At 69.0% G+C, this 25568-nt stretch carries 23 protein-coding genes; 3 read left to right on the top strand and 20 right to left on the bottom strand.

Annotation, left to right across the window (positions count from 1 at the left end; genetic code table 11):
- Positions 1–199 precede the first annotated feature (199 nt).
- Positions 200–3085: a valine--tRNA ligase gene (locus CAL24_RS07835; protein WP_028353526.1), complete on the top strand. Its 2886-nt coding sequence runs from the start codon at positions 200–202 to the stop codon at positions 3083–3085.
- Positions 3086–3108: 23 nt separating this feature from the next.
- Here CAL24_RS07835 and CAL24_RS07830 read toward each other — a convergent pair whose 3' ends face one another.
- On the bottom strand, positions 3109–3867 hold the full coding sequence (locus CAL24_RS07830) for a MipA/OmpV family protein (RefSeq protein WP_028353527.1): 759 nt from the start codon (positions 3865–3867) through the stop codon (positions 3109–3111).
- 136 nt (positions 3868–4003) lie between these two features.
- Between CAL24_RS07830 and CAL24_RS07825 the strand changes: the two genes are divergently transcribed.
- Together CAL24_RS07825 and CAL24_RS07820 are read left to right on the top strand one after the other, a co-directional pair.
- Positions 4004–4681 (top strand): response regulator, encoded by a 678-nt coding sequence (locus tag CAL24_RS07825; RefSeq protein WP_028353528.1) that lies wholly within the window; start codon positions 4004–4006, stop codon positions 4679–4681.
- Entirely contained in the window at positions 4669–6015 is a 1347-nt protein-coding gene (locus CAL24_RS07820) for an ATP-binding protein (RefSeq protein WP_028353529.1), read from the top strand. Before CAL24_RS07825 ends, CAL24_RS07820 begins: the two co-directional genes overlap by 13 nt.
- 8 nt (positions 6016–6023) lie before the next feature.
- Here CAL24_RS07820 and CAL24_RS07815 read toward each other — a convergent pair whose 3' ends face one another.
- The 19 genes from CAL24_RS07815 to CAL24_RS07725 all read right to left on the bottom strand — a co-directional run bounded on the left by CAL24_RS07815 (position 6024) and on the right by CAL24_RS07725 (position 25567).
- Complete coding sequence (locus CAL24_RS07815) at positions 6024–7313, bottom strand: NAD(P)/FAD-dependent oxidoreductase (protein WP_094806309.1); 1290 nt, start codon at positions 7311–7313, stop codon at positions 6024–6026.
- Between the two features lie 9 nt (positions 7314–7322).
- Positions 7323–8054, bottom strand: a complete 732-nt coding sequence (locus CAL24_RS07810) for an amino acid ABC transporter ATP-binding protein (protein ID WP_094806308.1) — start codon at positions 8052–8054, stop codon at positions 7323–7325.
- A complete protein-coding gene (locus tag CAL24_RS07805; protein ID WP_028353532.1) occupies positions 8051–8704 on the bottom strand; it encodes an amino acid ABC transporter permease in 654 nt (217 codons plus the stop codon). The genes CAL24_RS07810 and CAL24_RS07805 overlap by 4 nt, the downstream gene beginning before the upstream one ends.
- Before the next feature lie 73 nt (positions 8705–8777).
- The gene (locus tag CAL24_RS07800) at positions 8778–9527 is read right to left on the bottom strand and encodes an ABC transporter substrate-binding protein (RefSeq protein ID WP_094806307.1); all 750 of its coding nucleotides are present in this window, start codon (positions 9525–9527) and stop codon (positions 8778–8780) included.
- A 108-nt stretch (positions 9528–9635) separates the two neighbouring features.
- Positions 9636–10304, bottom strand: coding sequence for a helix-turn-helix domain-containing protein (locus CAL24_RS07795; protein WP_249278489.1), 669 nt, complete (start codon positions 10302–10304; stop codon positions 9636–9638).
- A gap of 111 nt (positions 10305–10415) precedes the next feature.
- On the bottom strand, positions 10416–11201 hold the full coding sequence (gene trmD / locus CAL24_RS07790) for a tRNA (guanosine(37)-N1)-methyltransferase TrmD (RefSeq protein ID WP_094806306.1): 786 nt from the start codon (positions 11199–11201) through the stop codon (positions 10416–10418).
- Positions 11201–11824: a ribosome maturation factor RimM gene (gene rimM, locus CAL24_RS07785; protein WP_028353536.1), complete on the bottom strand. Its 624-nt coding sequence runs from the start codon at positions 11822–11824 to the stop codon at positions 11201–11203. Before rimM ends, trmD begins: the two co-directional genes overlap by 1 nt.
- Before the next feature lie 48 nt (positions 11825–11872).
- Positions 11873–12133, bottom strand: a complete 261-nt coding sequence (gene rpsP, locus CAL24_RS07780; RefSeq protein WP_094806305.1) for a 30S ribosomal protein S16 — start codon at positions 12131–12133, stop codon at positions 11873–11875.
- A gap of 134 nt (positions 12134–12267) precedes the next feature.
- Positions 12268–12525: a sulfurtransferase TusA family protein gene (locus CAL24_RS07775; RefSeq protein ID WP_028353538.1), complete on the bottom strand. Its 258-nt coding sequence runs from the start codon at positions 12523–12525 to the stop codon at positions 12268–12270.
- Positions 12512–15133 carry an alanine--tRNA ligase gene (gene alaS, locus CAL24_RS07770; protein WP_094806304.1) on the bottom strand — a complete coding sequence of 874 codons (2622 nt, stop codon included), beginning with the start codon at positions 15131–15133 and terminating at the stop codon, positions 12512–12514. Before alaS ends, CAL24_RS07775 begins: the two co-directional genes overlap by 14 nt.
- Before the next feature lie 74 nt (positions 15134–15207).
- Complete coding sequence (locus tag CAL24_RS07765; protein ID WP_094806303.1) at positions 15208–16275, bottom strand: hypothetical protein; 1068 nt, start codon at positions 16273–16275, stop codon at positions 15208–15210.
- A gap of 11 nt (positions 16276–16286) precedes the next feature.
- Positions 16287–16901: a type 4 pilus major pilin gene (locus CAL24_RS07760; RefSeq protein ID WP_028353541.1), complete on the bottom strand. Its 615-nt coding sequence runs from the start codon at positions 16899–16901 to the stop codon at positions 16287–16289.
- 40 nt (positions 16902–16941) lie between these two features.
- A complete protein-coding gene (locus CAL24_RS07755) occupies positions 16942–18081 on the bottom strand; it encodes a general secretion pathway protein (protein ID WP_249278488.1) in 1140 nt (379 codons plus the stop codon).
- Positions 18074–19798, bottom strand: a complete 1725-nt coding sequence (locus tag CAL24_RS07750; RefSeq protein ID WP_094806301.1) for a GspE/PulE family protein — start codon at positions 19796–19798, stop codon at positions 18074–18076. Before CAL24_RS07750 ends, CAL24_RS07755 begins: the two co-directional genes overlap by 8 nt.
- Positions 19791–20318, bottom strand: a complete 528-nt coding sequence (locus CAL24_RS07745; protein ID WP_249278487.1) for a hypothetical protein — start codon at positions 20316–20318, stop codon at positions 19791–19793. The genes CAL24_RS07750 and CAL24_RS07745 overlap by 8 nt, the downstream gene beginning before the upstream one ends.
- A complete protein-coding gene (locus CAL24_RS07740; RefSeq protein ID WP_094806300.1) occupies positions 20305–21600 on the bottom strand; it encodes a type 4b pilus protein PilO2 in 1296 nt (431 codons plus the stop codon). The genes CAL24_RS07745 and CAL24_RS07740 overlap by 14 nt, the downstream gene beginning before the upstream one ends.
- A complete protein-coding gene (locus CAL24_RS07735) occupies positions 21601–23190 on the bottom strand; it encodes a hypothetical protein (RefSeq protein ID WP_094806299.1) in 1590 nt (529 codons plus the stop codon). It abuts the gene before it with no gap.
- On the bottom strand, positions 23187–23978 hold the full coding sequence (locus CAL24_RS07730) for a TcpQ domain-containing protein (protein WP_094806298.1): 792 nt from the start codon (positions 23976–23978) through the stop codon (positions 23187–23189). The genes CAL24_RS07735 and CAL24_RS07730 overlap by 4 nt, the downstream gene beginning before the upstream one ends.
- 257 nt (positions 23979–24235) lie before the next feature.
- A complete protein-coding gene (locus CAL24_RS07725) occupies positions 24236–25567 on the bottom strand; it encodes an extracellular solute-binding protein (protein ID WP_094806297.1) in 1332 nt (443 codons plus the stop codon).
- Position 25568 lies beyond the last annotated feature (1 nt).

The raw sequence follows: 25568 nt of genomic DNA, 5'->3' as shown, positions 1-25568 counted from the left end.
GACTGGCACCTTTCGGAAGGTTCCGGAGGATGGACTCCGGCTGCCGCCCGTTTTCGCAATTCCTCAATAAAAACAGGCACTTCTGCAAGGTTTACAGTAACCCGACATTCTAGCACGCCGTCAAGGCCCCAATACATCATAAAATTAACGGTTTGCTTGGCCGAGTATCGACCTGGCCCCGTTTTGCCGGAACCCTGTAATGACTGAAGCCGCCGCACCGATCCCTCCTGACACTGAAACCGCCGACCTTCCCAAAAGCTTCGAGCCCGCCGAGCTGGAAGCGCACTGGTATGCCGAATGGGAAAAGCGCGGCTACTTCCAGGCCGGCCGGCACGTAGAAACGGGGACCGACCCCCAGCCGTATGTCATCCAGTTCCCGCCTCCCAATGTGACGGGCACCCTGCACATGGGCCATGCGTTCAACCAGACGATCATGGACGGCCTCATCCGCTACCACCGCATGCGTGGCGACGACACCGTGTTCGTCCCGGGCACCGACCACGCCGGCATCGCCACCCAGATCGTGGTGGAGCGCCGCCTCGATGCGGAGAACGTCTCGCGCCACGACCTGGGCCGCGAGAAGTTCATCGAGAAAGTCTGGGAATGGAAAGAGCAGTCGGGCAATACCATCACCGGCCAGGTGCGCCGGCTGGGCGCCTCGGCGGACTGGCCGCGCGAATATTTCACCATGGACGAGCGCATGTCGCGCGGCGTGGTGGAAACCTTCGTCCGGCTGTACCAGCAGGGCCTGATCTACCGCGGCAAGCGGCTGGTGAACTGGGATCCCAAGCTGCTGACGGCCGTGTCCGACCTGGAAGTCCAGTCGGAAGAAGTCGATGGCCACATGTGGCATATCCTCTACCCGTTCGTCGACGGTCCGCAGACCATCGTCGACAAGGACGGCCAGACGGTCACCCTGCGCGGCATGACCATCGCCACCACCCGCCCGGAAACCATGCTGGCCGACGGCGCGCTGTGCGTGCACCCCGATGATCCGCGCTACCGGCACCTGGTCGGCAAGATGGTCGAGCTGCCGCTGTGCGACCGCAACATCCCCATCATTGCCGACGATTTCGTCGATCCGGAGTTCGGCACGGGCTGCGTCAAGATCACCGGCGCGCACGATTTCAACGACTATGCCTGCGCGCTGCGCCACGATCTGCCGATGATCGTGATCTTCACGCTGGACGCGCACATCAACGAGAACGGCCCCAAGCAGTTCCAGGGCATGGAGCGCTACGAGGCCCGCAAGGCCGTGGTGGCCGAACTGGAGGCGCAGAACTACCTGGTGCGGGTCGAGCCGCACAAGATGATGCAGCCCAAGGGCGACCGCACCGGCGTGGTGCTGGAACCCATGCTGACCGACCAATGGTTCGTGGCCATGAGCAAGCCGGCCCCCGACGGCACGCTGCATCCCGGCAAGAGCATCACCCAGGTGGCGCTCGATGTCGTGGCCGACGGCCGGATCAAGTTCTACCCGGAAAACTGGACCACCATCTACAACCAGTGGCTCAACAACATCCAGGACTGGTGCATCTCGCGCCAACTGTGGTGGGGCCACCAGATCCCGGCCTGGTACTCGGAGGACGGCCAGGTGTTCGTGGCCCACTCCGAGGCCGAGGCCCAGGAGCAGGCCCGCGCCGCCGGCGTGGCCGGCCCGCTGACGCGCGACCCGGACGTGCTGGACACCTGGTTCTCGTCCGCGCTGGTGCCCTTCACCACGCTGGGCTGGCCCGAAGACACGCCCGACCTGCGCCGCTACCTGCCCTCCAGCGTGCTGGTCACCGGCTTCGACATCATTTTCTTCTGGGTGGCGCGCATGGTCATGATGACCACGCACCTGACCGGCCAGATCCCGTTCAAGCACGTCTACGTGCACGGCCTCATCCGCGATGCCGACGGCCAGAAGATGAGCAAGTCCAAGGGCAATACGCTCGATCCGGTCGACCTGATCGACGGCATCGACCTGGACGGCCTGGTGGCCAAGCGCACCTATGGCCTGATGAATCCCAAGCAGGCCGGCGCCATCGAGAAAGCCACCCGGCGCCAGTACCCCGACGGCATCCCGGCCTTCGGCACCGACGCGCTGCGCTTCACCATGGCCGCCTATGCGACCCTGGGCCGCAACATCAACTTCGACCTCAAGCGCTGCGAAGGCTACCGCAACTTCTGCAACAAGCTGTGGAACGCCACGCGCTACGTGCTGATGAATACCGAGGGCCACGACCTGGGCGGCGACCGGCCCGCCGAGCTGTCGTTCGCCGACCGCTGGATCGTCAGCCAGCTGCAGGCCCTGGAAGCCGAGGTGGCCCGCGGCTTCGCCGACTACCGTTTCGACAACGTGGCCAACGCGCTGTACCGCTATGTGTGGGACGAATATTGCGACTGGTACGTGGAACTGGCCAAGGTGCAGATCCAGCATGGCACGCCGGCCCAGCAATTGGGCACGCGCCGCACGCTGATCCGCGTGCTCGAGGCCGTGCTGCGCCTGGCGCACCCGATCATCCCGTTCATTACCGAGGCGCTCTGGCAGAAAGTCTCGGTGGCGGCCGGCAAGCGCCGCCCGGGCGAAATCGCCAGCGTCAGCGTGCAGCCCTATCCGCAGGCCAACCCGGCGGCGGTCGACGCCGCCGCCGAAGCCGAAGTGGCCGGACTCAAGGCCCAGGTGGAGGCGGTGCGCGCGCTGCGCGGCGAGATGGGCTTGTCGCCGGCGCAACGCGTGCCGCTGGTGGCCGAAGGCGACGCCGCGACGCTGACCCGCAACGGGCCGTACCTGGCCGCGCTGGCCAAGCTGAGCCAGGTCGACGTGGTGGACGCGCTGCCCGACGCCGGCGCCCCCGTGCAAGTGGTGGGCGCCGCCCGCCTGATGCTGCATGTCGAGATCGACGTGGCGGCCGAGCAGGCCCGCCTCGACAAGGAAATCGCCCGCCTGGAAGGCGAGATCGCCAAGGCCAACGGCAAGCTGGGCAACGCCAGCTTCGTCGAGCGCGCCCCGGCGGCCGTGGTCGAGCAGGAAAAGGCGCGCCTGGCGCAGTTCAACGCCACCCTGGCCAAGGTGCGCGAGCAGCGCGGCAAGCTGGGCTGACCCCCGCCGCCGCCCGTCCGGCATCAGAACGAGTACGTGACTCCCAGCGCGCCGAACGCGCTGGTTTCGCGCTCGACGATCGGGCTGTCGCGCGCATCGCCCAGCAAGGTGTTGACGCCCACCGTGGTGACCACCGCCCAGTGCTTGTCCAGGCTGTAGCGCCAGTTGGCGAACAGGGCCGCCGACTTGAAGCCGGCCGAGGCGGAATACGGCTTCAGGCCGGCTTCGCTATTGGCGGCCTGCGAGGAAGTGATGCCGAACCAGGTCTCCATGTCGCTGTGGCTGGCCCATTCGGTGCTGGCGCCCACGGTGACGACGTTGCGCGCGGTCTGGAGCACGCGGTAGCTGGCGCGCAGTTCCAGCGTGCCCCCATAGCCGCTGCGCATGGCCTGGCGATAGGCCGCGCCCAGCGAGAAGCGCCCCGGATGCCATTCCATGTAGGCGCCGTAGACGCCATGGAAATCGATATCGTCCAGGCCCTCGAGCCGGTCGGCGTCGTCGGCGTCGCGCCCCAGGCTCATGCCCAGGAACACCCCGGCCGACACGTCTTGCGCCAGATCCCATTTGAGGCCGGTGGCCGGCAGCCCAGCCCGTGGCGAAATGAAGAAATGGCCGCTTTCATAGTTGATCAGCGGCACCGGCAGAAAGCGGTAATCCTTGGCGCCGTCATATTCCGGCAAGAAAGCGGCCGCCACGCCGATAAAATTCTCCGCCTGCGCGCCCTGCCCGGCCGCAGCGCCCAACAGGGCCAGCCCGGCGGCCCATCGCACTCCGCATTTCATCGCAATTCCTTTTAATATCGGCGGACCGCGCCATGCGGACCCTGTCCCAGGCTGCAGATTGTGCCGACAGGGTTTTAAATTGTTTTTAATGGCGATACGGCACACTGGGCGGCACTATTCCAACGGGCGGATTCGCGTGCACTTATTGCTGGTGGAAGATGACCCCATGCTGGGCGAGGCCATGCAGGCCGGCCTGGCGCAGCGGCTCGAGGCGACGGTCGATTGGGCGCGCGACGCCGCGGAGGCGAGGCTGGCGCTGGCGGGGGCGGGCTATGCCGCCGTGCTGCTGGATATCGGCCTGCCGGGGGAGTCGGGATTGTCGCTGCTGCGGGCCTTGCGGGCGCGCTATGACGCGACGCCCGTACTGCTGGTGACCGCGCGCGACCAGTTGAGCGAGCGGATCGGCGGCCTGGATGCCGGCGCCGACGACTACATCGTCAAGCCATTCCAGCTCGACGAACTGCTGGCGCGCCTGCGGGCGGTGCTGCGCCGCAGCCGCAACCGGGTCACGCCGCTGCTGTCGTGCGGCGCCGTCACGCTGGACCCGGCCACGCGGCAGGTGCGCCGCGACGGCGCCGCGGTCACGCTGAGCCAGCATGAATACCTCACGCTGCTGGCGCTGATGGAACGCGCGGGGCGCACCGTGACGCGCGAGCAGCTGGAAGATGCCGTCTACGGTGGACACGGCACCATCGAAAGCAATACCGTCGCGGTGTACGTGCATCAGTTGCGCCGCAAGCTGGGCGACAACGTCATCGCCACGGTGCATGGCTATGGCTACCGGATCAACGAGGTGGCGGATTGCCCTCCCTGAAACGCCGCCTGCTGCTGGGCCTGCTGTTGGCGCTGCTGATCAACTGGGCGAGCTGGTTCGCCTGGTACGCCTACGAACAGGGGCGCACCCAGACAGGCGTCTGGGACCAGAAACTGCATGAGGTCGCCAACGTCGCGATGCGGTCGCTGCCGATCTCGCTGACCGAGGCGAAGGGGCCGATCGGCTTCGAGCCCGCCGATGGCGACAAGGTGTCGTTCGAGACCCAGATCAATTTCCAGATATGGACGCGCGACGGCAGCCGCCAACTGGCGCATTCCCCGGGCGCGCCCGCCGCGCCCTTGAACGACCGCTTCGAAAGCGGTTATGCCAACGTCATGGTCAACGGCCAGCCCTGGCGCATGTACGCCTCCAACGATGTGAGCAACCGGATCCAGATCCAGGTCGGGATCGCGCTGGCGGACCGGCGCGCCGAATTCCGCGCCTGGCTGTGGCAGGGCCTGAAAGCGTCGGCGCTGCTGTTCCTGCTGCTGACGCTGACATTGAGGCTGGTCGTGAACCGGACCCTGGCGCGCCTGGACGGACTGCGCGCGACCCTGCTGTCGCGCGATCCGTTCGATCTGGCGCCGCTGCCGCACGACGGCATGCCGGCCGAGCTGCAGCCCCTGATCGTCTCGGTCAACCGCCTGCTGGCCCGCCTGGAAACCGCGATGAATCGCGAGCGCCGTTTCATCGCCGACGCGGCGCACGAATTGCGCACGCCGCTGGCAGCCCTGACCACGCATGCCGAACTGGCGCGCGCCGCCGGCGAGAACGCATCGCGCCAAATGGCGCTGGACCGGTTGCTGGCGGTGGCGCGCCGCGCTACGCGGCTATCCGAGCAACTGCTGGACCAGGCCCGCCTGGATGCCATCGAGCAACGCCCCGCCACCCCGATGGACCTGGCTGCCCTGGTATCCATGGGCGTGCGCGACTACGAATCGGCCGCCCGCGACAAGGGCCAGCACATCATGCTGGACACGCAGGCATGCACCGTCAACGGCGATATCGATGCAATCGGCATTCTGATCAGCAACCTGATGGACAACGCCGTGCGCTACACCCCCGAGGGCGGCAAGATCGAAGTACGCTGCGCCCCGACCGCGGAAGGCGGGGCCCTGCTGAGCGTGGCCGACAACGGCCCCGGCGTGCCGCAAGCCGAATGGCCGCGCCTGTTCGAGCGCTTCTACCGCAGCCGCGGCGCCAGCAACGGCATGCGCGGCAGCGGTATCGGCCTGGCCCTGGTGGCGCAGATTGCCCGCCTGCATGGCGGCAAGGCGTGGTGCGCCGGCGGGCTGGACGGCCGGGGCCTGCGCGTGGCGGTGCAATTGGGCTGAAACGCGGTCTATAGCCCGCCATCGTTGAGGCGATACCAGGCCACCACGGCATTCACGTAGATGCGCCGCAGCCCGTACAGCGGGAACCCCTTGATCGGCGTCAAGGGCACGGGCAGCGCATCCTCGCCCTCGCCCGCCGTGAAGGCCGCCAGCGCCTTGCCCATGGCGGTTTGCAGCCCGACGCCGCGCCCCTGGCAGCCGATATCGATCAGCAGGCCTGGTTCGGGCTCGTGCAAGTGCGGGAGGTAGTCGCGGGTCACTGCCACCCGGCCGCACCACCGGTATTCGAACGGGATGCCGGCCGCCTGCGGGAACAGCTTGGCCAGCACGCGTTCGAGGTGGGCCCAGTCCTGCGGGCCCTTGGGCTCGCGGAACGGCCCGCGGCCGCCCATCAGCAGCCGGCCCTGGTGGTCGAGGCGGAAATACAGCAGCAAGTTGCGCGTGTCCGAAGAGACATGCCCCTGCGGGAAGATGGTGGCGCGCACCGCATCGGGCAAGGGACGCGTGGCCACCTGGAACGTGTTGGCGTCGATGATGCTGCGCTTCAGGCCGGGCCAGAGGTCGCCGCCATAGGCATTGGTGCACATGACGACGCGCTGTGCCACCACTTTGCCGCCGGCGGCAGTCGTGGCGACCCAGCGGCTGCCGTCGCGCCGCAAGGCGGCCACCGGCGTGCCGGTATGCACCCGCGCCCCGGCGCGTAGCGCGGCGCGCGCCAGGCCGCGCACGTAACTGAGCGGCTGGATGGAGCCGGCGCGCGGATCGACCCAGCCGCCCAGGTAGCGGTCGGTGCCGGTGAATTCCGCGACCTGGGCGCGATCCAGCGTGCGCGCCGCGACCCCATGCCGGGCCCATTGTTCGGCGCGTCCGTGCGCGATCCGCAGCGCCTCTTCGGTGTGCGCGCCCTGGATCCAGCCGGCCCGGGTTCGCGGCACGTCCATGCCATGGCGTTCGATCAGGCCGAACACCAGGTCGGCGGTGCCGCCGGCGAAGCGCACCAGCCGCTCACCGCGCTCGGCGCCGTACATGCGGACCAGGTCGTCCGGATCATATTTCAGGCCCGGGATCACCTGCCCGCCATTGCGGCCCGAACCGCCGAAACCGATCTCGCGCGCCTCGAGCAGCAAGGTGTCGATGCCGCGCTCGGCCAGGTGCAGCGCGGTGCTCAACCCGGCATAGCCGCCGCCGATGACCAACACATCGGCCTGGCCCGAGCCCTGCAGCGGCCGGGTCTCGGGCGCCGGGGCGGCCGTGGCGGCCCACAGGGAATGCGACAGCGGATATGGCGCCTGCGCCATGATGGCTCCTTACATGGGATGCAGCACACGGCGCAGGAAGTCCTGCGTGCGCGGGTGCCGCGGTTGATTCAGCACATCGCGGGCGGCGCCCTGCTCGACCACGACGCCCCCGTCGATGAACAGAACGCGGTCGGCGACTTCGCGCGCGAAGCTCATTTCGTGCGTGACGACCACCATGGTCATGCCGGCCTCGGCCAGCTTGCGCATGACGCCCAGCACATCGCCGACCAGCTCCGGATCAAGCGCCGAGGTGGGCTCGTCGAACAGGATGGCCTTGGGCTGCATGGCCAGCGCGCGCGCAATCGCCACCCGCTGCTGCTGGCCGCCGGACAATTGCGGCGGATGCGCATCGGCCTTGTCGGCCAGCCCCACGCTGGCGAGCAGCTCGCGGCCGCGCTCGATGGCCTGGGCGCGAGGTTCCTTCTTGACGAACACCGGCCCCTCGATGACGTTCTCGAGCGCGGTGCGATGGGGGAACAGGTTGAAGCGCTGGAACACCATCGAGACCTGGGTGCGTATCGAGACAATCGAAGAGGCATCGCAATCGACCCGCTCGCCGTCGATGGTGATGAGGCCGCCGTCGTAGCGTTCCAGGCCGTTGATGCAGCGCAGGATGGTGGATTTGCCCGACCCTGACGGGCCGATCACGCACACCACCTCGCCCTTCTGGACTTCCGCGTCGATGCCTTTCAGGACTTCCAGTTTGCCAAAGTTCTTGCGTACGTCTTTTAGCAGGATCATTTCGCGGCGCTCCGCTTTTCCAGGTGCCGCACGAACAGGATGAGCGGCACGCACATCACCAGGTACATCAGCGCGACCAGGCTGAAGACGGTGGCATTCTTGAAGGTGGAAACGGCGATCAGCTTGCCCTGCAGGGCCAGTTCGGCCACGGTGATGGTGGATGCCTGCGACGAATCCTTGAGCATCATGATCATGATGTTGCCGTATGGCGGCAGCACGATCTTGACCGCCTGCGGCAGCACCACGCGGCGCATGGTCATGCTCCAGCTCATGCCCATGGCCATGGCGGCCTCGATCTGCCCGCGGTCGATGGCCTCGATGCCGGCGCGGAAATTCTCCGCCTGGTAGGCCGAATAGGCGATGCCCAGGCCGATGATGGCCGCCTGCACCGCCGTCAGCGCAATACCCATGTCGGGCATCACGAAGTAGATGTAGAACAGCAGCACGATAATCGGAATACCGCGCAGCACGTTGATCATGCCGGCGCTGAATTTCGCCAGCGGCTTGATGCCCGACACCCGCATCAGCGCCCACACCAGGCCCAGCAAGGTCGACAGCAGCAGCGACCCGAAGGTCACGAGTATGGTCAGGGTCGCGCCCTGCAGCAATATCGGCAGGAACTCCCGCGCGTCGTTGAAGAACTCCATCATTATTCAGTCCATCCTCTCGGGGTATACGGAAACAGCCGGCGGCCCCGGCCGCCGGCAGGCGCCGCGACGGCGCTCAATCCGCCAGGTCCCATTTCTTGAGGATGGCGTCAATGGTGCCGTCGGCCTTGAGCTTGCCCAGCGCCTTGTTGACGCGCGCCAGCAGCTCGGTGTCTTCCTGGCGGGTGGCGATGCCCAGGCTGCCCACCACCGTGGGCTCGTAGCTCTTGGCCATTTTCAGGTTGGGATAGCTGCCCTTGGCAATGATGCTGGCCGCGATCGGGTAGTCCATGAAGCCGCCCTGGATGCGGCCGGCGTTGGCGTCGCGCATCATGTCGGGCGGATTGTCGTAGAGCTTGACCTCCTTGAACATGCCGCTTTTCTGGATGGGCTCGACGAAGGCGGTGCCAACCTGCACGCCGACCGTCATGCCTTTCATGTCGGCGAACGACTTGTACTGTTTGTCGTCGTCCTTGGGAACCATGAAACCTTCGCCGTAGCGGTACACCGGGTCGGAGAAGCTGACCACCTTCTTGCGCGCATCGGTGATGAACATGGCCGCCGAGATCAGGTCGATGCGCTTGGAGCGCAGCGAACCGATCAGCGCCGAGAACGCCATGGGCTCGATCTGCACCTCGAAACCGGCTTCCTTGCCCACCGCCTTGATGATGTCGACCATCACGCCTTCGATGGTGTTGGTCTTGGTGTCCAGAAAGGTGAACGGGCTGCCGGTCGGCGTGGAGCCGACTTTCAACACGGTTTGCGCGTGCGCCGCGCCGCAGGCCAGCGTAGCCGCCAGCGCGGCGGCCAGGAATTTGAGTTTCATGGATATTCCCCTAGGGTCGTCAAAAGGAGAAGCGCGCGCCGCGCGCCTCATCTGGCGCCATGCGGGCGGGCCAGCCAGTCCGGCCGGCCCGCCCGCATGGCGCCTGGTTCATGGGCTGCCCTCCCGGTGGTCGATGCGACTGATGGCCCAGATGACTTCCGCCACATCCGAGCCGGGATTGCGCCAGCGCCGCGGCGTGCGGCTGTCATAGCAGAAGCTGTCGCCCGCGCCCAGCAGGACGACGCGATCCTCGAACCACAGCTCGAGCTGGCCTCGCAGCACCAGGCCGACCTGCTCGCCCATGCTGGTGGAGAACAACTCCTCGCCCGTGGAGCCGCCCGGTTCGATACAGGCGCGGCACAAATCCAGCGTGCGTCCCGCCGGCGGCGTGTACATTTCCTTGTGGATGCCCTTGTCGGCGAGATCGACGCGACGATGGGACCCCGCGCGGGCCAGGCGGCCGCCGGCTTCGGTATCGCACTGCCCGGCGCCGCGCAACAGCGAATCGACCGACACGCCCAATTCGCCGGCCAGCAGGCTGAGGATCTTCACCGAGGGAGAACTGAGGCCGCGCTCGATCTGGCTGAGCAGGCCCAGCGAAATGCCGCAAGCCTGGGCCACCTGGACCAGCGAGCGGCCCCGCTGCTTGCGCAGCAGCCGCAGCTGCTGCCCCAGCCAGAAATCGATGATGGAAGCCGGCGCGGACGCACGCGCCGGGCCGCGCGGTTTATCGGCATCCTGGGTGATCGGGACGGCGGGCTGGGCAGCGGCAGGCACGTGAAATTTTCATATTTACATAATTTTCACATGCTAGCAGCGCCCACGGGCGGGCAACATGGGGACTTCCCTAGGAAACACCCACGGACGTCGCACGCGCCGCCGGCGGCTTCAGGATTTCGGGTTGCGGTCGTCCGGCGCGCCCAGGGCGGCGAGAAAATGCTCGTCGGCCCGCGTCAGCCAGCCGTTGGCACGGGCTTTCTCGAGCAGTTCGGGGCGCCGCGCCGCGGTCAGGCGCAGGGACTGCTCGCGGCGCCAGCGCGCGATATTGGCGTGGTGGCCGCTGAGGAGTTCAGCCGGCACCGGCTGGCCGTCGTGCACTTCGGGACGAGTGTAATGCGGGCTGTCGAGCAGGCCGGACAGCGTCTCGTTGAACGAATCCTGCAAGGCGGAATCGCCATCGTTCAACGCGCCGGGCAACAGCCGCACGGCGGCATCGATCACGGCCAGGGCGGCGATCTCGCCGCCGGACAGGACGAAGTCGCCCAGGGAGATTTCATCGGTGACGCAGCGGTCGATGAAACGCTGGTCCACCCCTTCGTAGCGCCCGCAAATGAGAATGATGCCCTCGCCTGCCGCCAGCGACTGGGCGCCTTGCTGATCGTAGCGGCGGCCGGCGGGCGACAGCAGCGCCACCGGCGCCGGCGCCAGGCCTTGCGCGGCGCGCGCCGCCTGGGCCGCGGCCACGGCCGCCTCGAGCGGCGCGGCCAGCATCACCATGCCGGGCCCGCCGCCGTAGGGGCGGTCGTCGACCGTGCGATGAACGTCATGGGTATAGTCGCGCGGGTTCCAGGTGTGCAGGGCCCAGAGCCCCTGGGCATGCGCCCGTCCGGTGATGCCCAGGTCGCGCACGGTTCCGAACATGTCCGGAAAGAGCGTGACGACGTCGAAGCGCATCAGTATTCCATCGGCCAGTTGCTGTCGATGCGGCGCGCCGCCAGGTCGACGGCAAGGATGTGCGCACGCACGAAAGGCACCAGCATTTCGAGCGGCCGGCCCTTGGCATCGCGCCGCGGTTCGGGTTCGCCGCCGGGCGCCGGTGCGCGCTGCAGGACGACGCGCAGGATGGCGTGCGCGCCGTTGTCGAGCACGCCGTCGACCACCCCCACGCGGGCCTGCTCGCCATCGGCGTCGGTATAGAACGCGCAGCCGATGAGGTCGACCCAGTAGTACTCGTCTTCGTCGGCGGCCGGGAATTCGCTGCGCGACACCTGGACCGCGTAGCCGCGCAAGGCTTCCGCCTGGTCGCGGTCGGCGACGCCGGCCAGTTGCGCCACGATGGTCGCGCCCTGCGAGCGCGCCTGCAGCACCTTGTAGGCTTGAGGTACGGACGCGACAACGCCCCGCGCCAATTCAGGGGCGGGGCGAGTCAGCCACCAGGAGGAAACCTGGCGCAACGCTTCGGATTGGGTCGAGTGCGGATGCACCTTGACCCAGCCTTTGACACCGTAGGCCGCGGCAATGCGACCCAGTTCGACCAGGTCGGCGGGGACCGCGGCGGAATGGGCGGCGTCAGGCATGAGCCGGGCGACGGATCGACGCGCGGTTATTACGCCGGACGCGCGCCGTCAGGCCGCGGCCGAAACCTTGGCCGAGTAGTCTTTGACCAGGCGCTCGACGGCGGGGGACAGTTGCGCGCCGTTGCTGGTCCAGTGCTGCACGCGGTCGAGCGAAATGCGCAGCTTTTCCGAGCCTTCGCTCGCGACGGGATTGTAGAAACCCACGCGCTCGATGAAACGACCGTCGCGGCGGTTGCGCGAATCGGTGGCCACGAGGTTGTAGAACGGACGCTTCTTCGACCCGCCACGGGCCATGCGAATCACCACCATAGGTAATCCCTTGAATTAGTTGTGAAAAACGGAAGATTCTAGCATTGAAACGCAAGGCCTGGCAATACAGGCCTGATTTGCGCACAACTGGACCCAGCATACACCCGGGCCGACCCCGGCCGCCACGCCCGCGCCTAGCGCCGCCGCAGGAAATGCAGCGCCGAGTCGCCGCTGTCGTGCTGCGCCACCAGGACGTTGCCGCTTTGCTTGGCGAACGCCTGGAAGTCGCGCACGGCCTTCGGGTCGGTGGTGGCCACTCGCAGGACCTGGCCGCTCTCCATCTGGGCCAGGGCTTTCTTGGCCCGCAGGATGGGCAGCGGGCAGGTCAGCCCGCTGGCATCGACATCGTGCTGGAACGCCGGCAGGTCGCCCGGCAGCTCAGAGGCGCTCATCGACCCACCCCTGCACGCTGGCAATGGCGGCCGGCAGGGCCTGGACATCGCTGCCCCCGCCCATGGCCATGTCGGGGCGGCCGCCGCCCTTGCCGCCCACCTGGGCGGCCACGAAGCCGACCAGATCGCCGGCCTTGACCCGCGCCGTCAGGTCGCCGGTGACGCCGCCGACCAGGCTGATCTTGCCGGCGCCGTCGGCGCTGGCCAGCAGCACCACGGCCGGCTTCAGCTTGTCCTTCAGGTTGTCGACCATGCCGCGCAGGGCCTTGGGATCGACGTCGCCGATGCTGGCGGCCAGCACCTTGATGCCCTTGATTTCGGCGGCCTTGGCCGCGAGGTCGTTGCCGGCGCTGGCGGCCAGCTTGCCGCGCGCCTGTTCGAGCTCTTTTTCCAGCGCCCGGACCTGTTCCTGTACCTGCGCGATGCGCTCGGGCAGGTCGGCCGGCGTGCTGCGCAGCATGCCGGCGGCGCGCAGCAGCAGCGCGTTCTGGTTCTGCACCCAGGCCAGGGCGTTGTCGCCGGTGATGGCTTCGACGCGGCGCACGCCGGCCGCCACGCCGCCTTCGGCCACGATCTTGAACAGGCCGATGTCGCCGGTGCGCGCCACGTGGGTGCCGCCGCACAGCTCGCGCGAGAAGCCGATATCGAGCACGCGCACGGTATCGCCGTATTTTTCGCCGAACAGCGCCATGGCGCCGCCCTTGACGGCGTCGTCGTAGGCCATGACCTGCGCCTGGGTCGGCTGGTTGGCCAGGACCTCGGCGTTGACGATGGCCTCGACCTGGGCGATCTGCTCGGCCGACAGCGGCGCGTCGTGGGCGAAGTCGAAACGGGTCTTGTCGGGGTCGACCAGCGAGCCGCGCTGCTGCACATGGGCGCCCAGCACCTGGCGCAGGGCCTTGTGCATGAGGTGGGTGGCCGAGTGATTGCGCACGGTGCGCGCCCGGCGCACGGCGTCCACGCGCGCCAGCAGCGTATCGCCCACCGCCAGCGTGCCGGCCTCGAGCAGGCCGTGGTGGCCGAATACGCCGGCCTGGATTTTCTGGGTGTCGGCCACCGCGAACCGCGCGCCGCCGCCCTCGAGCAGGCCGGTGTCGCCCACCTGGCCGCCCGATTCGGCGTAGAACGGCGTGGCATCGAGCACCACCACGGCATTCTGCCCCGCCTGCAGCCGGTCGACCTGGGTGCCGTCGACGTACAGCGCGGCGACCTTAACGCCGTCGAGCTCGAGCGTGTCGTAGCCTTCGAACCGCGTGTCGGCCCCTTCGTAGCTGAGGCCTTCGGCCATCTTGAACTTGCCGGCGGCGCGCGCCTGCTCGCGCTGGCGCGCCATGGCGGCCTCAAAGCCGGCCATGTCGACCTCGACGTTGCGCTCGCGGCAGATATCGGCGGTGAGGTCGACCGGGAAGCCGTAGGTGTCGTACAGCGTGAACAGCGTGGTGCCGTCGAGCTGGCCGCTGGCCGGCACGCCGGCCAGCGCGCCGTCGAGGATCTTCATGCCGTGCTCGAGGGTTTCGCCGAAGCGCTCCTCTTCCTGCTTGAGCACTTGCGCCACCCGCTCGGCCGCCTGGGCCAGCTCGGGATAGGCCTGGCCCATCTCGGCGACCAGGTCGGGCACCAGCTTGTAGAAGAACGGCTTGGTCTGGCCCAGCTTGTAGCCATGGCGCAAGGCGCGGCGCACAATGCGCCGCAGCACATAGCCACGCCCCTCGTTGCTGGGGATGACGCCGTCGACGATGAGGAACGCGCAGGCGCGGATGTGGTCGGCGATGACCTTCAAGGAGTTGTCCTCGAGGTTCTTGACGCCGGTCTCGCGCGCCGCGGCCTGGATCAGATGGCGGAACAGGTCGATTTCATAGTTGGAATGCACGCCTTGCAGCACCGCCGCGATGCGTTCCAGGCCCATGCCGGTGTCGACACAGGGCTTGGGCAGGCGCTCCATGTTGCCGGCCGCATCGCGCTCGAACTGCATGAACACCAGGTTCCAGATCTCGATGTAGCGATCGCCGTCTTCTTCGGGCGACCCCGGGGGGCCGCCCCAGATTTCGGGGCCGTGGTCGTAGAAGATCTCGGAACACGGCCCGCACGGGCCGGTGTCGGCCATTTGCCAGAAGTTGTCGGACGCGTAGCGGGCGCCCTTGTTGTCGCCGATGCGGATGATGCGCTCGCGCGGCACCCCGACTTCATTGGCCCAGATATCGTAGGCTTCGTCGTCTTCCTGGTAGACCGTGACCCACAGTTTTTCGGCCGGCAGCTTGTAGACCGTGGTCAGCAGCTCCCAGGCATATTGGATGGCGTCGCGCTTGAAATAATCGCCGAAGCTGAAGTTCCCCAGCATTTCGAAGAACGTATGGTGCCGCGCCGTGTAGCCGACGTTCTCCAGGTCGTTGTGCTTGCCGCCGGCGCGCACGCTGCGCTGCGACGAAGTGGCCCGGGTGTAGGCGCGCGTCTCCTTGCCCGTGAAGACGTCCTTGAATTGCACCATGCCAGAATTGGTGAAGAGCAGCGTCGGGTCGTTGCCCGGCACGAGCGAGGCCGAGGGAACGATGGTATGCCCTTTCGACTGGAAGAATTGCAGGAACTTCTGGCGAATCTCTGAGGATTTCATGCTGGGACGAACCGGGAATGAGGCGAATTTTCGATTATATAGAGCCTCGGCAGCCCGGCGCCAGCAGCCCCGGCCTACCCGCTACCGACGCAGATGTACGCCGACGTGTTGCTACCGTCCTCGTCCCAGAGGTCTCTCGAGACCAACATGGGTGCATAGCCGGCCGGGCAGGAGCATTTGCCGGTCAGGGGGTTGAAGCCGGCGGGCCGCCGGCAACCGTACAGCGAGTTGGTGGTGTAGAGGCCGCCGAACGCGCCTCCGACCGTCCTCCAGGCCCCTCCCCTGCACTCCAGCAGGCCGCCCCCGGCTCCGCGCGAGAACAATCCCGCGCTGGCCGCCGGACACGGCTGGCCAGCGACGCCTATGCCGCCCAGCGCAAGGTACTCGTCCGTGCGCAGGCGTCCGCCGGTAGATATGTCTCCTGCGACCGACAGCGGCCCGCCAAGACTGGGGTCACGCGTGTCGCGCATGCGCACGAACAGGTCGTATTCGGCGGTCCCCAGGGCGGCCCAGGCCGCCAGCGTGCCGGCCGCCAGCGGGGCCATGCCGGGCGCCGGCGGATTGGGGAAATCGAAATTGGCGCCGCGCACGCGGGTGGCGGTGGCGGCGCCGCCATAGCCGCCGGTCGCCCCGACGGCCGCGGCGATGCGCATCAGGTCGGGCGCGGCGTCGCCGGCCAGGAGCGGCTCGGCCAGGTGCGCCAGCGCGTCGAGCCGGCAGCCGGCTTCGGGGCAACGGGCATCGCGCAGGATGCGGATGGCCGCGCCGCCGCCGATGGCGCCCGATTCCGGGAAGCCGGACGGCAGGTGCCCCTGGGCCTTGAGCTCGGCCAGGCGCGGGGCCAGCGGGTCGGCGTACAGCGGCAGGCCGTTCTGGCCGACGGGCGCCACCCCTTCGGCCAGATCGGCGAAATGCTGCCGCAGCATGTTGTCCAGCCCGCGCTTGAGTTCGAGCAGCCAGACGCCGGTAGCCCGGGCGGCGGCATCGTCGACCTCATTGACGATGCGGCTGGCCGCCCAGACGAGGATCATGCTGGTCAGCGCGACGGCCAGCGCCAGCTCGGCCAGCGCGAAACCGCGCTGTGCGTGCCGCAATCGGCCAGCGGCGCTGGCGCGCTTGCGGGCGAAAAACGAGGTAACCATGCGAACGGCTCCTAGCGCACCGTGAAGACGAAGGTGTTGTTGTCTCCCTGCGTGCACTGGGCCTCCGCCGCTGTCGCGCTATAGGCCAGCCGGGGCGTGATCGTGTCGTCCTTGACCTTGACCGGGCCGCCCTGGCCCGCCACGGTGATCACATCGGACACGCGCTGCATGATGGACGCGAGGGCCGGGCAGGCCGCATGATTGACCTGGCCCAGCGTGACGGCGAAACCCGATCCGGCCCCACCCATGGCTACCGATACCGGCGCGACGGTGATGGCGCCGTTGCCCGCGGAGCCGTTGCCCCCCAGGCCGTGCGCCACCACGGCGCTGGCGCCCGAGCCGTTGACCGACACGACGCTGGAGTCGCGCAGCGCATTGGCCAGCGCGCCGGTGTCGATGTCGGCGTAGGGCGTCGGCCCGGCGCCCTGCGCATTGGCCTTGATGCGGGCCACGAATCGCTGCAGCTCCTCGCCCACTTTCGGCACCTTGTTCTCGATGACATAGGAGCCGATGGCCGGGATGCCGATGATGGCCACCAGCAGCACGATGGCCGTGACGATGGAGACCTCGATGAGGGAAAAGCCGCCTTGCCGGCCGGGCATGGCGATGGGACGGTGATAGGGCATGAAGCGCTCCTGGATGAGGAAGTGGCGGAACCAGGCGCGCTCAGCGACTGGCGTAGAAATTCATGAGGGCGCGGCGCAGTTCGTCGATCACCGCGTAATGCCACAGCGCCAGGGCCAGCACCGTGCCCACCGACCCCAGCAGCAGCGCCCACCGCAATGCCAGCGCCCGGCGGCGTACGCCGGCCAGCGTGCGGGACTCGACGTGCAAGCGCGCCTGCGCGATGCCGGCCTCGACGCCGCGGGCGGCGATCATGTCGGCCATGAACCAGGCCGTCTCGCGGTCGAACAGCCCGGTATCGAAGGTCTCGGCGCCGACCAGGCCGCGATCGACGCGCGCCAGCATCTCGTCGATGTGCCAGGCCAGCCAGGCGCGGGCATGCCACGCTTGCGCCGCCAGGGCCTGCCGCAAGCGGGTGTCCACGTTGCCGCGCTGCCGCACCAGCACGGCCAGCATCGCGAGGAAGCGGATGGCGTGGAAATCGCGGTAGAGCCGCCACGGGAAACGGCGGTCGAGCCGGGACCGCCACGGGCCGCACCACCCGGGCAGCGCCCAGGCGAACAGGCCGGCGCCGCCCGCCAGCAGGACCACCCAGAACGCCAGCCAGCGGCGCACTGCCTCGGCGAGCGCATACAGGCCTCGCGTGAGCGTGCCGTGGTAGTCGGACGGCAGGCCCTGGAAGACATGCTGCAGGCGCGGCACGGTGAAGTACGGCACCGCGCACAGCAGCCCGAGGGCGACCGCCAGCGCCAACACCCCGGCCGCGCAGGCCGCCACGAGCGTGCCGCGCGCCTGGCCGACCAGCCGCACCGCCCGGGCGAGATCGCGCAGGGCCGCGGCGAGCGCCTCGCCGCCCGCCCGCTGCGCCGTGGCGATCAACTGCAGCTCGTCCTCCGGCATGGCGCCGCGCCAGGCGGCGGCCAGGTCGCCGCCCGACTCCTGGTAGGCCCGGCTCCAGTGCCGCGCCAGCCTGCCGCGCACGGTACGCTGGCCATAGCGCCGCGCGTCGTCGTCGAACATGCCGCGCAGCGTCTTGTGGCCCTGCAGGCTGTCGAGCAGGTCGGCCAGGTAGTCGTAGTAGGCGGCCCGCTGGCGCCGGAAAAGCAAGGCGTCGCGCGCCAGCGCCAGCCGGTCGGCGCCTTGCCGCAAGACAGCCGGCAGCATGGCGAGGCCCTCAGGCATGCTGGCCTCCCGCGACAAGCCGCAGCGGGGCGGCCGACTGCAAGGCCGCGGGCATGTCGAAGCGGGTGGCGATCACGCGCGGATCGACCTGCCCGCATGCCGCCTTGTACAGGGCGCAGTCGACCGCGCGCTTGCCGGTCATGTCGGCGTCGTCCGCGGCGCTGCGGGACAGCGCCGCGACATGGCGCCGCAAGCCGAGATTGTCGCGGCGCCGGACCAGATGCAGGAAACGGTCGTCGGGTTCGAGCATTTCCGCGACGACGGTACGCCCCGCCAGGCCATGCAGCTGGGGCAGCTGCGGGCGCCGGCACGCCGGGCAGCCGGCGGGATTGCGGGCGCGCAGGCTGGCGGGATCGACCCGATGGGCGGCGGCGAAGGCCTGTGCCCAGCGGTGCCAGGATACGGGCTGGGCCCCTTGCGCCGGCAGGCGCTCGAACGGCAAGGCGCACTGCGGACACAGGCGCGGCAACAAGGCCTGGTAGACCAGCAGCTTGAGCACGCCGGGCGTGGCCAGGAAGTCGCGCGACACGCCGATGAAATCAGAGGCCAGGCGCTCGGGGATCATGGAGGCCGAGCCCGTGTGCGTGGTGGTGTACACATTGGAGCCCGACCCGGCGAGGTCCATGAAGGCCCTGCCGGTATCGCGGTCGCGCACCTCGCCGATCAGCAGGTCGTCCATGGCCGAGCGCTTGATGGTCTTGAGCTTGGCGTCGAACATGGATGACACACAGGCATCGAGCGTGCGCCCCACCGTATTCTGCAGCGCGTTGGCGATGCGATACTCGACCGGATCCTCGAGCGTGATGACCTTGCGCGTGGGCGCGATGCCGCGCATCAGCGTGGCCATGGACGTGGATTTTCCCGAGCCCACCATGCCCGCCATCACGATGGCCCCGCCGGCGCGGTCCCGGGCGCGCTCCAGGGCGGCGATATGCGACGGCAGGTATCCCAGCTGGGCCAGCGTGGCGCCGCCCTCCGCGGCATCCAGGCGCAACAGACGCAGGCACACCGACGGCCCCGCGTCAGTGGCCAGCGAGGCCCAGCGCACCGTCACCGGCCGGCCGTCGAGTTCGAGCGCGATGCGTCCCTGCTGTTCCGCCAAGGGATCGAACACCGCGCCGTTGCCGCCGCGCACATCCATCCAGGCGACCGACAGGACTTCGAGCAGCGTGGCGCCCGACAGGTTGCCGAAGCAGCCGGGCGCGACGTAGGCGCCATCGATGGTGTAGCGTACCTCGGACCTGCCCTGCGGCTGGCCGACATTGATGTGTACGTCGCTGGCCCGATGCTCGACGCCCCAGCGGACCAAGTCCAGGAAGACCGACGCGAGCGCGGACCGCCGCGAGGCGGGAGCCGCGCCGCGACGATCGCGCAATGTGGCGGCGGTTACCTGGCTGCGCGCCACGCCCAGCAGCAAGGCGGCCGGCAATATGTAGCGCGGCACCGCGGCGGCACGATAGCCGCGCAGGCGCATCATGCGCTCGAGTTCGACGATCTGGTCGCCGTGCAGGTAGTCGTGCAAGGCGAACACGGCGGCGGCGCCATTTTCGAGCAATACCGGACACAGGCGCCCGGCCAGCGATGCCAGGTCGAACTCGTCGCCCAGGGTGCGCACGAAGGCTGGATCGATGCGCGCCAGGTCGTCGGCGGTGTGCAGCCACGGCGCCTCGGCGGCAGCAGCGCGGTTGCCGGCTGCGGGAGCGTGCGCATCAGTCATGGATGGCATCCTGGTTCAGCAGACATGCGGTGAGGGGCGCCCCTGCCTTGCGCAGGCGCACGCAGGGTGTATCGATGGACAACAGCGCATAGCGTTCGCCCTCCGCGGACAACTGGCTTTCCAGGGGCCAGGCGCGGCCGGCCCGGTAGCGCGCGACGCGGCCGTTGACGGACACCTCCGCATGCAGCGACTTGCCCACGCCATAGATGGCCAGCACGTCGACCTGATCCGCCTGCCCGGCCTGCAGGGATGGCCGCAGGCTGCCAGCTTGCGGCGGCCCGAGCCAGTCGGCGGCTTGTTGCGGGTGGCGCGCGGCCTGGGCCGCCTGTGCATCGGCGCGCAGCAGATCGCGCACGGTGTCGCCCTCGGCCCAACCGGCTTGCTCGATGACGGGCGCGCCAGTGGGATCGGCCGGCCAAGCGGCGCCCGGCAACGCCCCCCACGCAAGCGCGACGACCGCCAGGCGCAGCCGGAGCCGCGCATGCCGGCACGCGGGAGAAAGGGACTCAATCTTGCTCATAGAGGACTCCTTGGAGTTCAGCCGTCAGTGCGCTGACGGCCAAGCCCGGCGAGCGGCCGGCGGCGAGACGCAGGGACAGGGACGACCACGCGACGACCAGCGGCTGGTCGGCCAGCAATGCGAGGGAACGCAATGGCCCTTCGAGCGCCAGCAGGCGTTGGCGCATCGCCGGCGGCATGGGCGGTGCGGACAGGATGCGCCCGCTTGCATCGCGCGGCGGCGGGATCTCGACTGCCACCGCCGGCCCCAGCGTGATGCGGTTGAACGCCGGCCGCGCCCGTTGCAGGACGCTGGCCAGATCGCGTTCCACGCGTACCGCGCCCGGCGGCATGACGGTCGCCAGCGAGGCGCCATCGCCCGCGACCGTCCATGAGACTTCAGCCGTGTCGAGCGGACGGAAATGCACGCCCCAGCCGGCGGGGACGGCGGCCGCGAAATCGTCGTTGGCGGCCCCGCTGCCTTGCCGGGCGTACGTTGCCCGGCAGGTCCAGGCCTGGCCGGGCCGGCAGTGCGCCTCGCGCAGCAGCCAGCCGCGCACGTCGAGCGGCAGGCGATGCAGCGAGGCCAGCACGCGTGACAGTTCGCCCACCGAGTGCACCGGACGACCGCGCCGGAACTGCTCGACCGCCTGCGCCCAGGCGGCTTCTGCCGACATATCCGGCTCGGCCACGGGCTGTCGCGATGGCTGGCGCCAGGCTTGCCAGGCCGGCGGCGCGACCAGCGCGGCGGCCAATACGATGGCGAAGGCTCGCACCGGCAATGGCAGCAGGGCCCAGCGCGAGCGTACCGGCGTCATCAAGGAAGCGTTGTCCGCCCCCGACAGCAAGGCGGCCAATGCCGCCGCCCCGTCGCATTGCCGCATGGACGGGTGCTGGGCGCTCAGCGCTTGCAGGGCCTCGGCGGCCTGGCCGGCATCGCCATACAGGCGGTCGGCGCGCGCCAGCACCGCGCCGTCCTGGGTGGCGACCAGCCACCAGCGTCCGTCAGGCAGTTGCGCGATACAGGCGGCCGTGCCATCGGGATGCAGGCCGGCGAAGGCCTGCGCCGCGGCATGAACGGGGCGGCGGCGCAAGCCGGCGGCGAGACTGGCGCAGCCGCCGGCCACGGCCCCCTGGCCGCCGACCACGTAATGCGTAGCCCGCTGGCGCCGCGCCCGGGCGCGCGCCATGGCCTGCGGATGGCTGCCGACCAGCGCAAACCACGACACGCCGAAGGCGAATACCTGCCCCGGGCCGGGACCCTCGACCAGCAACACAGGGCTGGCGGCAGCGGAGCGCGGCATTCAGATGCCCTCTTCAACTTGCGCGGTGACCAGCACGATCGTGGTCATGCGATCGGTGGATGCGCGGTCCTGGCCGCCTGCCAGCAGCGGCGCATCGGCGGACAGGCGGCGCCGGTCGTATTCGTCCTGGCGACGATCGAACCCCGACAGGATCACGGGCTGGCCGGGGCTGAGCGCCACCTGCTGTACCGTGCCGTTGCCGTCGATGGTGATCTGCTGCACCTGGACCTGGTTGCCGTCCTCGCCGAAGGTGATGCTCTTGATGGGCTGGGCCACCGTGTTGTCGTACGCGATCGACAGCAGGATGCGGCCATCGGGCTGGGCGTCGGGCACCAGCGTGAGAAAGGTGCCCACGGTTTCCTGCTTCTGGCTGATGGAAACCGAAGGCAGCGCGGCGCTGCCGAGCGAGGCGTCCACCCCGGGCACCGCGGTGCTCTGCACCTGGTCGATGTACGAGAACGTGGTGCGCACGGCATGCGTGACGGGACGACGGTTCAGCGTCAGGACCGGCACGCTGCTGTGCCGCAGCACGGCGCCGGTCTGGCTGAGCGCCGAGACGATGGCGCGCGACCCCTGCAGCGGCCCCTGCCCGACAGTGACGCCCAGCGAGCCGGCGCTGTTGCCCGCGATGGCCGGGATGGCGGCCGTGACGGCCAGGCGTGCGCTGTCGTAGACGGCCGCCCAGTCGATGCCGCCTTCGTCCGCCGCCTTCGTCGAGACGGTGATCTCTTCGAACAGCAGGCGCACGCGGCGCGTCAATGCCTGGTTTTCGCGTTCGATGAACCGGGCGACCTGGTCGAGCACCTCGGGCGTGTCGGTGACCACCAGGGAGGTGCCGCCGCTGTCGATATCGGCCACGGAGCCGGCTTGCGTCAGGAACGGCATGATGCGGTCGCGCACGGCCCGCAAGGCATGGTGCTCGCCGGAAGAAAGGGCCGTGTTCGATGTGTTGTCGAAGCCGCCCTCTTCGTTGGTGGCGGAGCGCCCGAGCCGCGCGTCGGCGCGACTGGACAGGGTCAGCGCGCGCACGTCGAAGACGCGCGTCTGCATGCGATAGAACTCGATGGCGTGGCGATGGTAGCGCCAGTACACGCCGAAACTGGCGGCTAGTGCATCGAGCGCATCGGGCAACGGACGCGGCCCGGCCATGACCGGCACACGGCTGGGCGCGGCCAGGTCGGACGGCGCGGCCTGCGCCAGCCGGGGCAGGAACAGCGCCTGTGGCAGCAAGGCATCGGGCGCCACCCGGACCGCGATGCCGGTCGCGCGAGCCAGGCGCTCGGCCAGCGAGGAGAGATCGAGCCGGCCGGCGAACAGCAAGGTGGTGTCGATATCGCCGCGCAGGGCGGGCGGCAGCACCACGTCGCGGGCCAAGGGCTGCGCGCGGCCCGCCAGCCAGGGTTTGGCGACGTCCTGTGCGGCGATTCGCGCCGCCCGGTCGGACACGGCGACGGCGAACCGGCGCTGATCCGCGGCCACTTGATCGCGCACGCCGGCGATGGCTTCGCGCAGGCTGTGCAAGGAATGCTGCGCCGTGCACCCGCCCAGGTACAGCAGCACCGCCCCTGCGGCGACCATGCGGGCCGTCATGTGCGGGCTCCGGCGGCGACCGAGCGGTCGCAGGCCTGCGCCAGCGGCACCACGCGCAGCACCTTGTTGAGGTAGAAGCACGGCTGCACGGGACGGTCGGACATTTCGGTGGCGCCCAGCAGCTCGCGCACCGCCTGCTTGAAATCACCCGTGAAGTCGGCGCTGCCGGCCAACGGGATATCGGCATCGACGGCCCAATGCTGGGGTTCGAAGGTCCAGCCGGCGTCCGTGGCCCAGCGCGCCAGCACGGCGCGCAGGCTGGCATCGGGCGGGCCGGCGCGATAACGGGACGGCCCGCCCGATGCCGCCGGACCGGCGGCCGGCCCTGCCGGCGGCACCGACGCCGGCGCGGCGGGTAGCAGCTGCGCCGCCGCGAGCTCGGGCGCCATGGCCGGCGCGGCGGCTTCGGCGCCCAGTGCGCCGGCAGGACCGGCGTCGTGGCGATCGGCCCGCGCGATGCGATGCCCGCCGCGCAACACCAGCGCGGGCCACAGGCCGTCGACCACGACATAGGGATCGTGCCGCTTGTAGCGCAGGGGCTGCAACCCTGCCGGCGTCTGTGCGAACAACGCGGGCGGCGTGCGGCCGGGCGCGAACTGCAGCCAGGTGCGCCCGGCCCCGCTGAACACCTGCAGCGGCGCGACGGCAGGGTCGCCCGACAGGCGCCAGTTGAAGTCGTACTGGCCGGCCGGCAAGCCGTCGTCCTGCCAGCCGGCTGCGGCGCCGGACCACTGCGCGCAACCGGATAGCCAGAGTGGCGCCAGCGCCAGGAGGAAGAATCGAACCATGCTCGTCCCGAATCGAGGAGCGCCCCGGAACGGAGCGCATGGCCAGCATGGTGAACCGCCGCGGGCAACCCGCCTAGACCGACTTATACGAACGGAGCTTTTCGTTCATTCCGCGGGTCGCGCACTTGCGCGGGACAGCAGCGCCAAGCCGCGCGGCGACGCGTCCGCCGGCCCGCGCGGATAACGCGGCAAAAAAAAGCCGGCCAACGGCCGGCTCGGGAATGCTGCCATGGCGGCGCGCCGCCATGGCCCTTGCGCTAGCGCTGCTGCGCGAGACGCCGCGCCTGCTCGGCGGCGCGGTTGAGCGCCGCGACGGGAGGCGTCTTGCCCTCGAACGCCTGGTTCAGCTCGTCGTTGAGCACCGCTTCGACACGTTCGTAATTGGCCATGCGGAAGCCGCGGCTGGTGTTCGGCGCCTTGCCCTGCATCGACTGGATGATGGCGTGCGCGCCGGGGATCTTGTCGTAGAACGACACATCGGCAGCGCGGAACGCGGCATCGGTGAGCGGCAGGTAGCCGGTGCGCTGGTGCCATTCCGCGGCATTGACCGGCTTGGCCAGCCAGGAGAGGAACTGCGCGGTGGCTTTTTCCTGCGCTTGCGGATGGCCGTCGATCGCCCACAGCGCGGAACCGCTGACGAACGGGCTGCCCGCCTCCTGGGTAGCCTGGGTGTAGTACGGCAGCGGCGCCACGCCGAACGACAGGGAACGCGTGTTCATGAACGTGCCGGCCGATCCCGAGCCCGAGGTCAAGACGGCGCATTGTCCCTTGGCGAACAACGCATCGCTCTGGTTGTCGTCGGAGTGCGCCGTGAAGAGCAGCGAGCGCTTCCAGCTGACCATCAGGGAAATGTGGCGCATGTACAGCGTATTGAACTGGAACGCCGGCGTCGACTTGCTGGCCGACAGGCCGTTGTCGTTGCTGGTGTACAGCTGCTTGTTGACCGGCGCGAGGTTCTCGAGGTGGACCTGGACCTGGTCGCTCGAGGCGTACGGGCATTCGATGTTGGCCACGTCGCGCAGCTTGAGCAGCTCGCCTTGCAGGTCGGCCCAGGTGCGGGCCGGTTTGGCGGGGTCGAGCCCGGCCTTCTTGTAGTAGGCCAGGTTGTAGTACATGAGGGGCACTTCGGCCATCCAGGGGAACGCCAGCAGGCGGCCCTTGGCGTCGCGGGTGAAGCTGGAGGTGGCCGGCAGGAACCAGTTCAGGTCCTTGATGGGGTACTTGGCCAGCAACTGGTAGAGCGGCAGGATGGCCTGGTGCTGGGACACCACTTCAGGGGAGCGGTTGTCGGGCAGCTGGACCAGGTTGGGGCCCTTTTTCTGCTTGATGGCCACGGCGGCCTCGTCACGCAGCTTCTGCGTGCTGTCGAAGTCGCGCAGTTCGACGACGACGTCTTTCTGTTCCTTGTTGTATTTCTTGGTGAGCTTTTCGAATTCGGCCTTGTTGGGGCCGCTCAACGTGTGCCAGACCTGGATTTCGACAGGCGCGCCATGCGCGGCCCCGGCGACCGCCATGGCCGCCCCGAAAATCCACGTGCGCCGGCTGGCGCTCAGTGCGCGGGTCAATCCCGCCAATTGCAGTGTCTTCATA

It is taken from the genome of Bordetella genomosp. 2 (assembly GCF_002261345.1).
Lineage (GTDB): Bacteria > Pseudomonadota > Gammaproteobacteria > Burkholderiales > Burkholderiaceae_B > Bordetella_A.
Note: the sequence above shows the minus strand (reverse complement) of the source record. Positions and strands in the feature narration are given on the sequence as shown.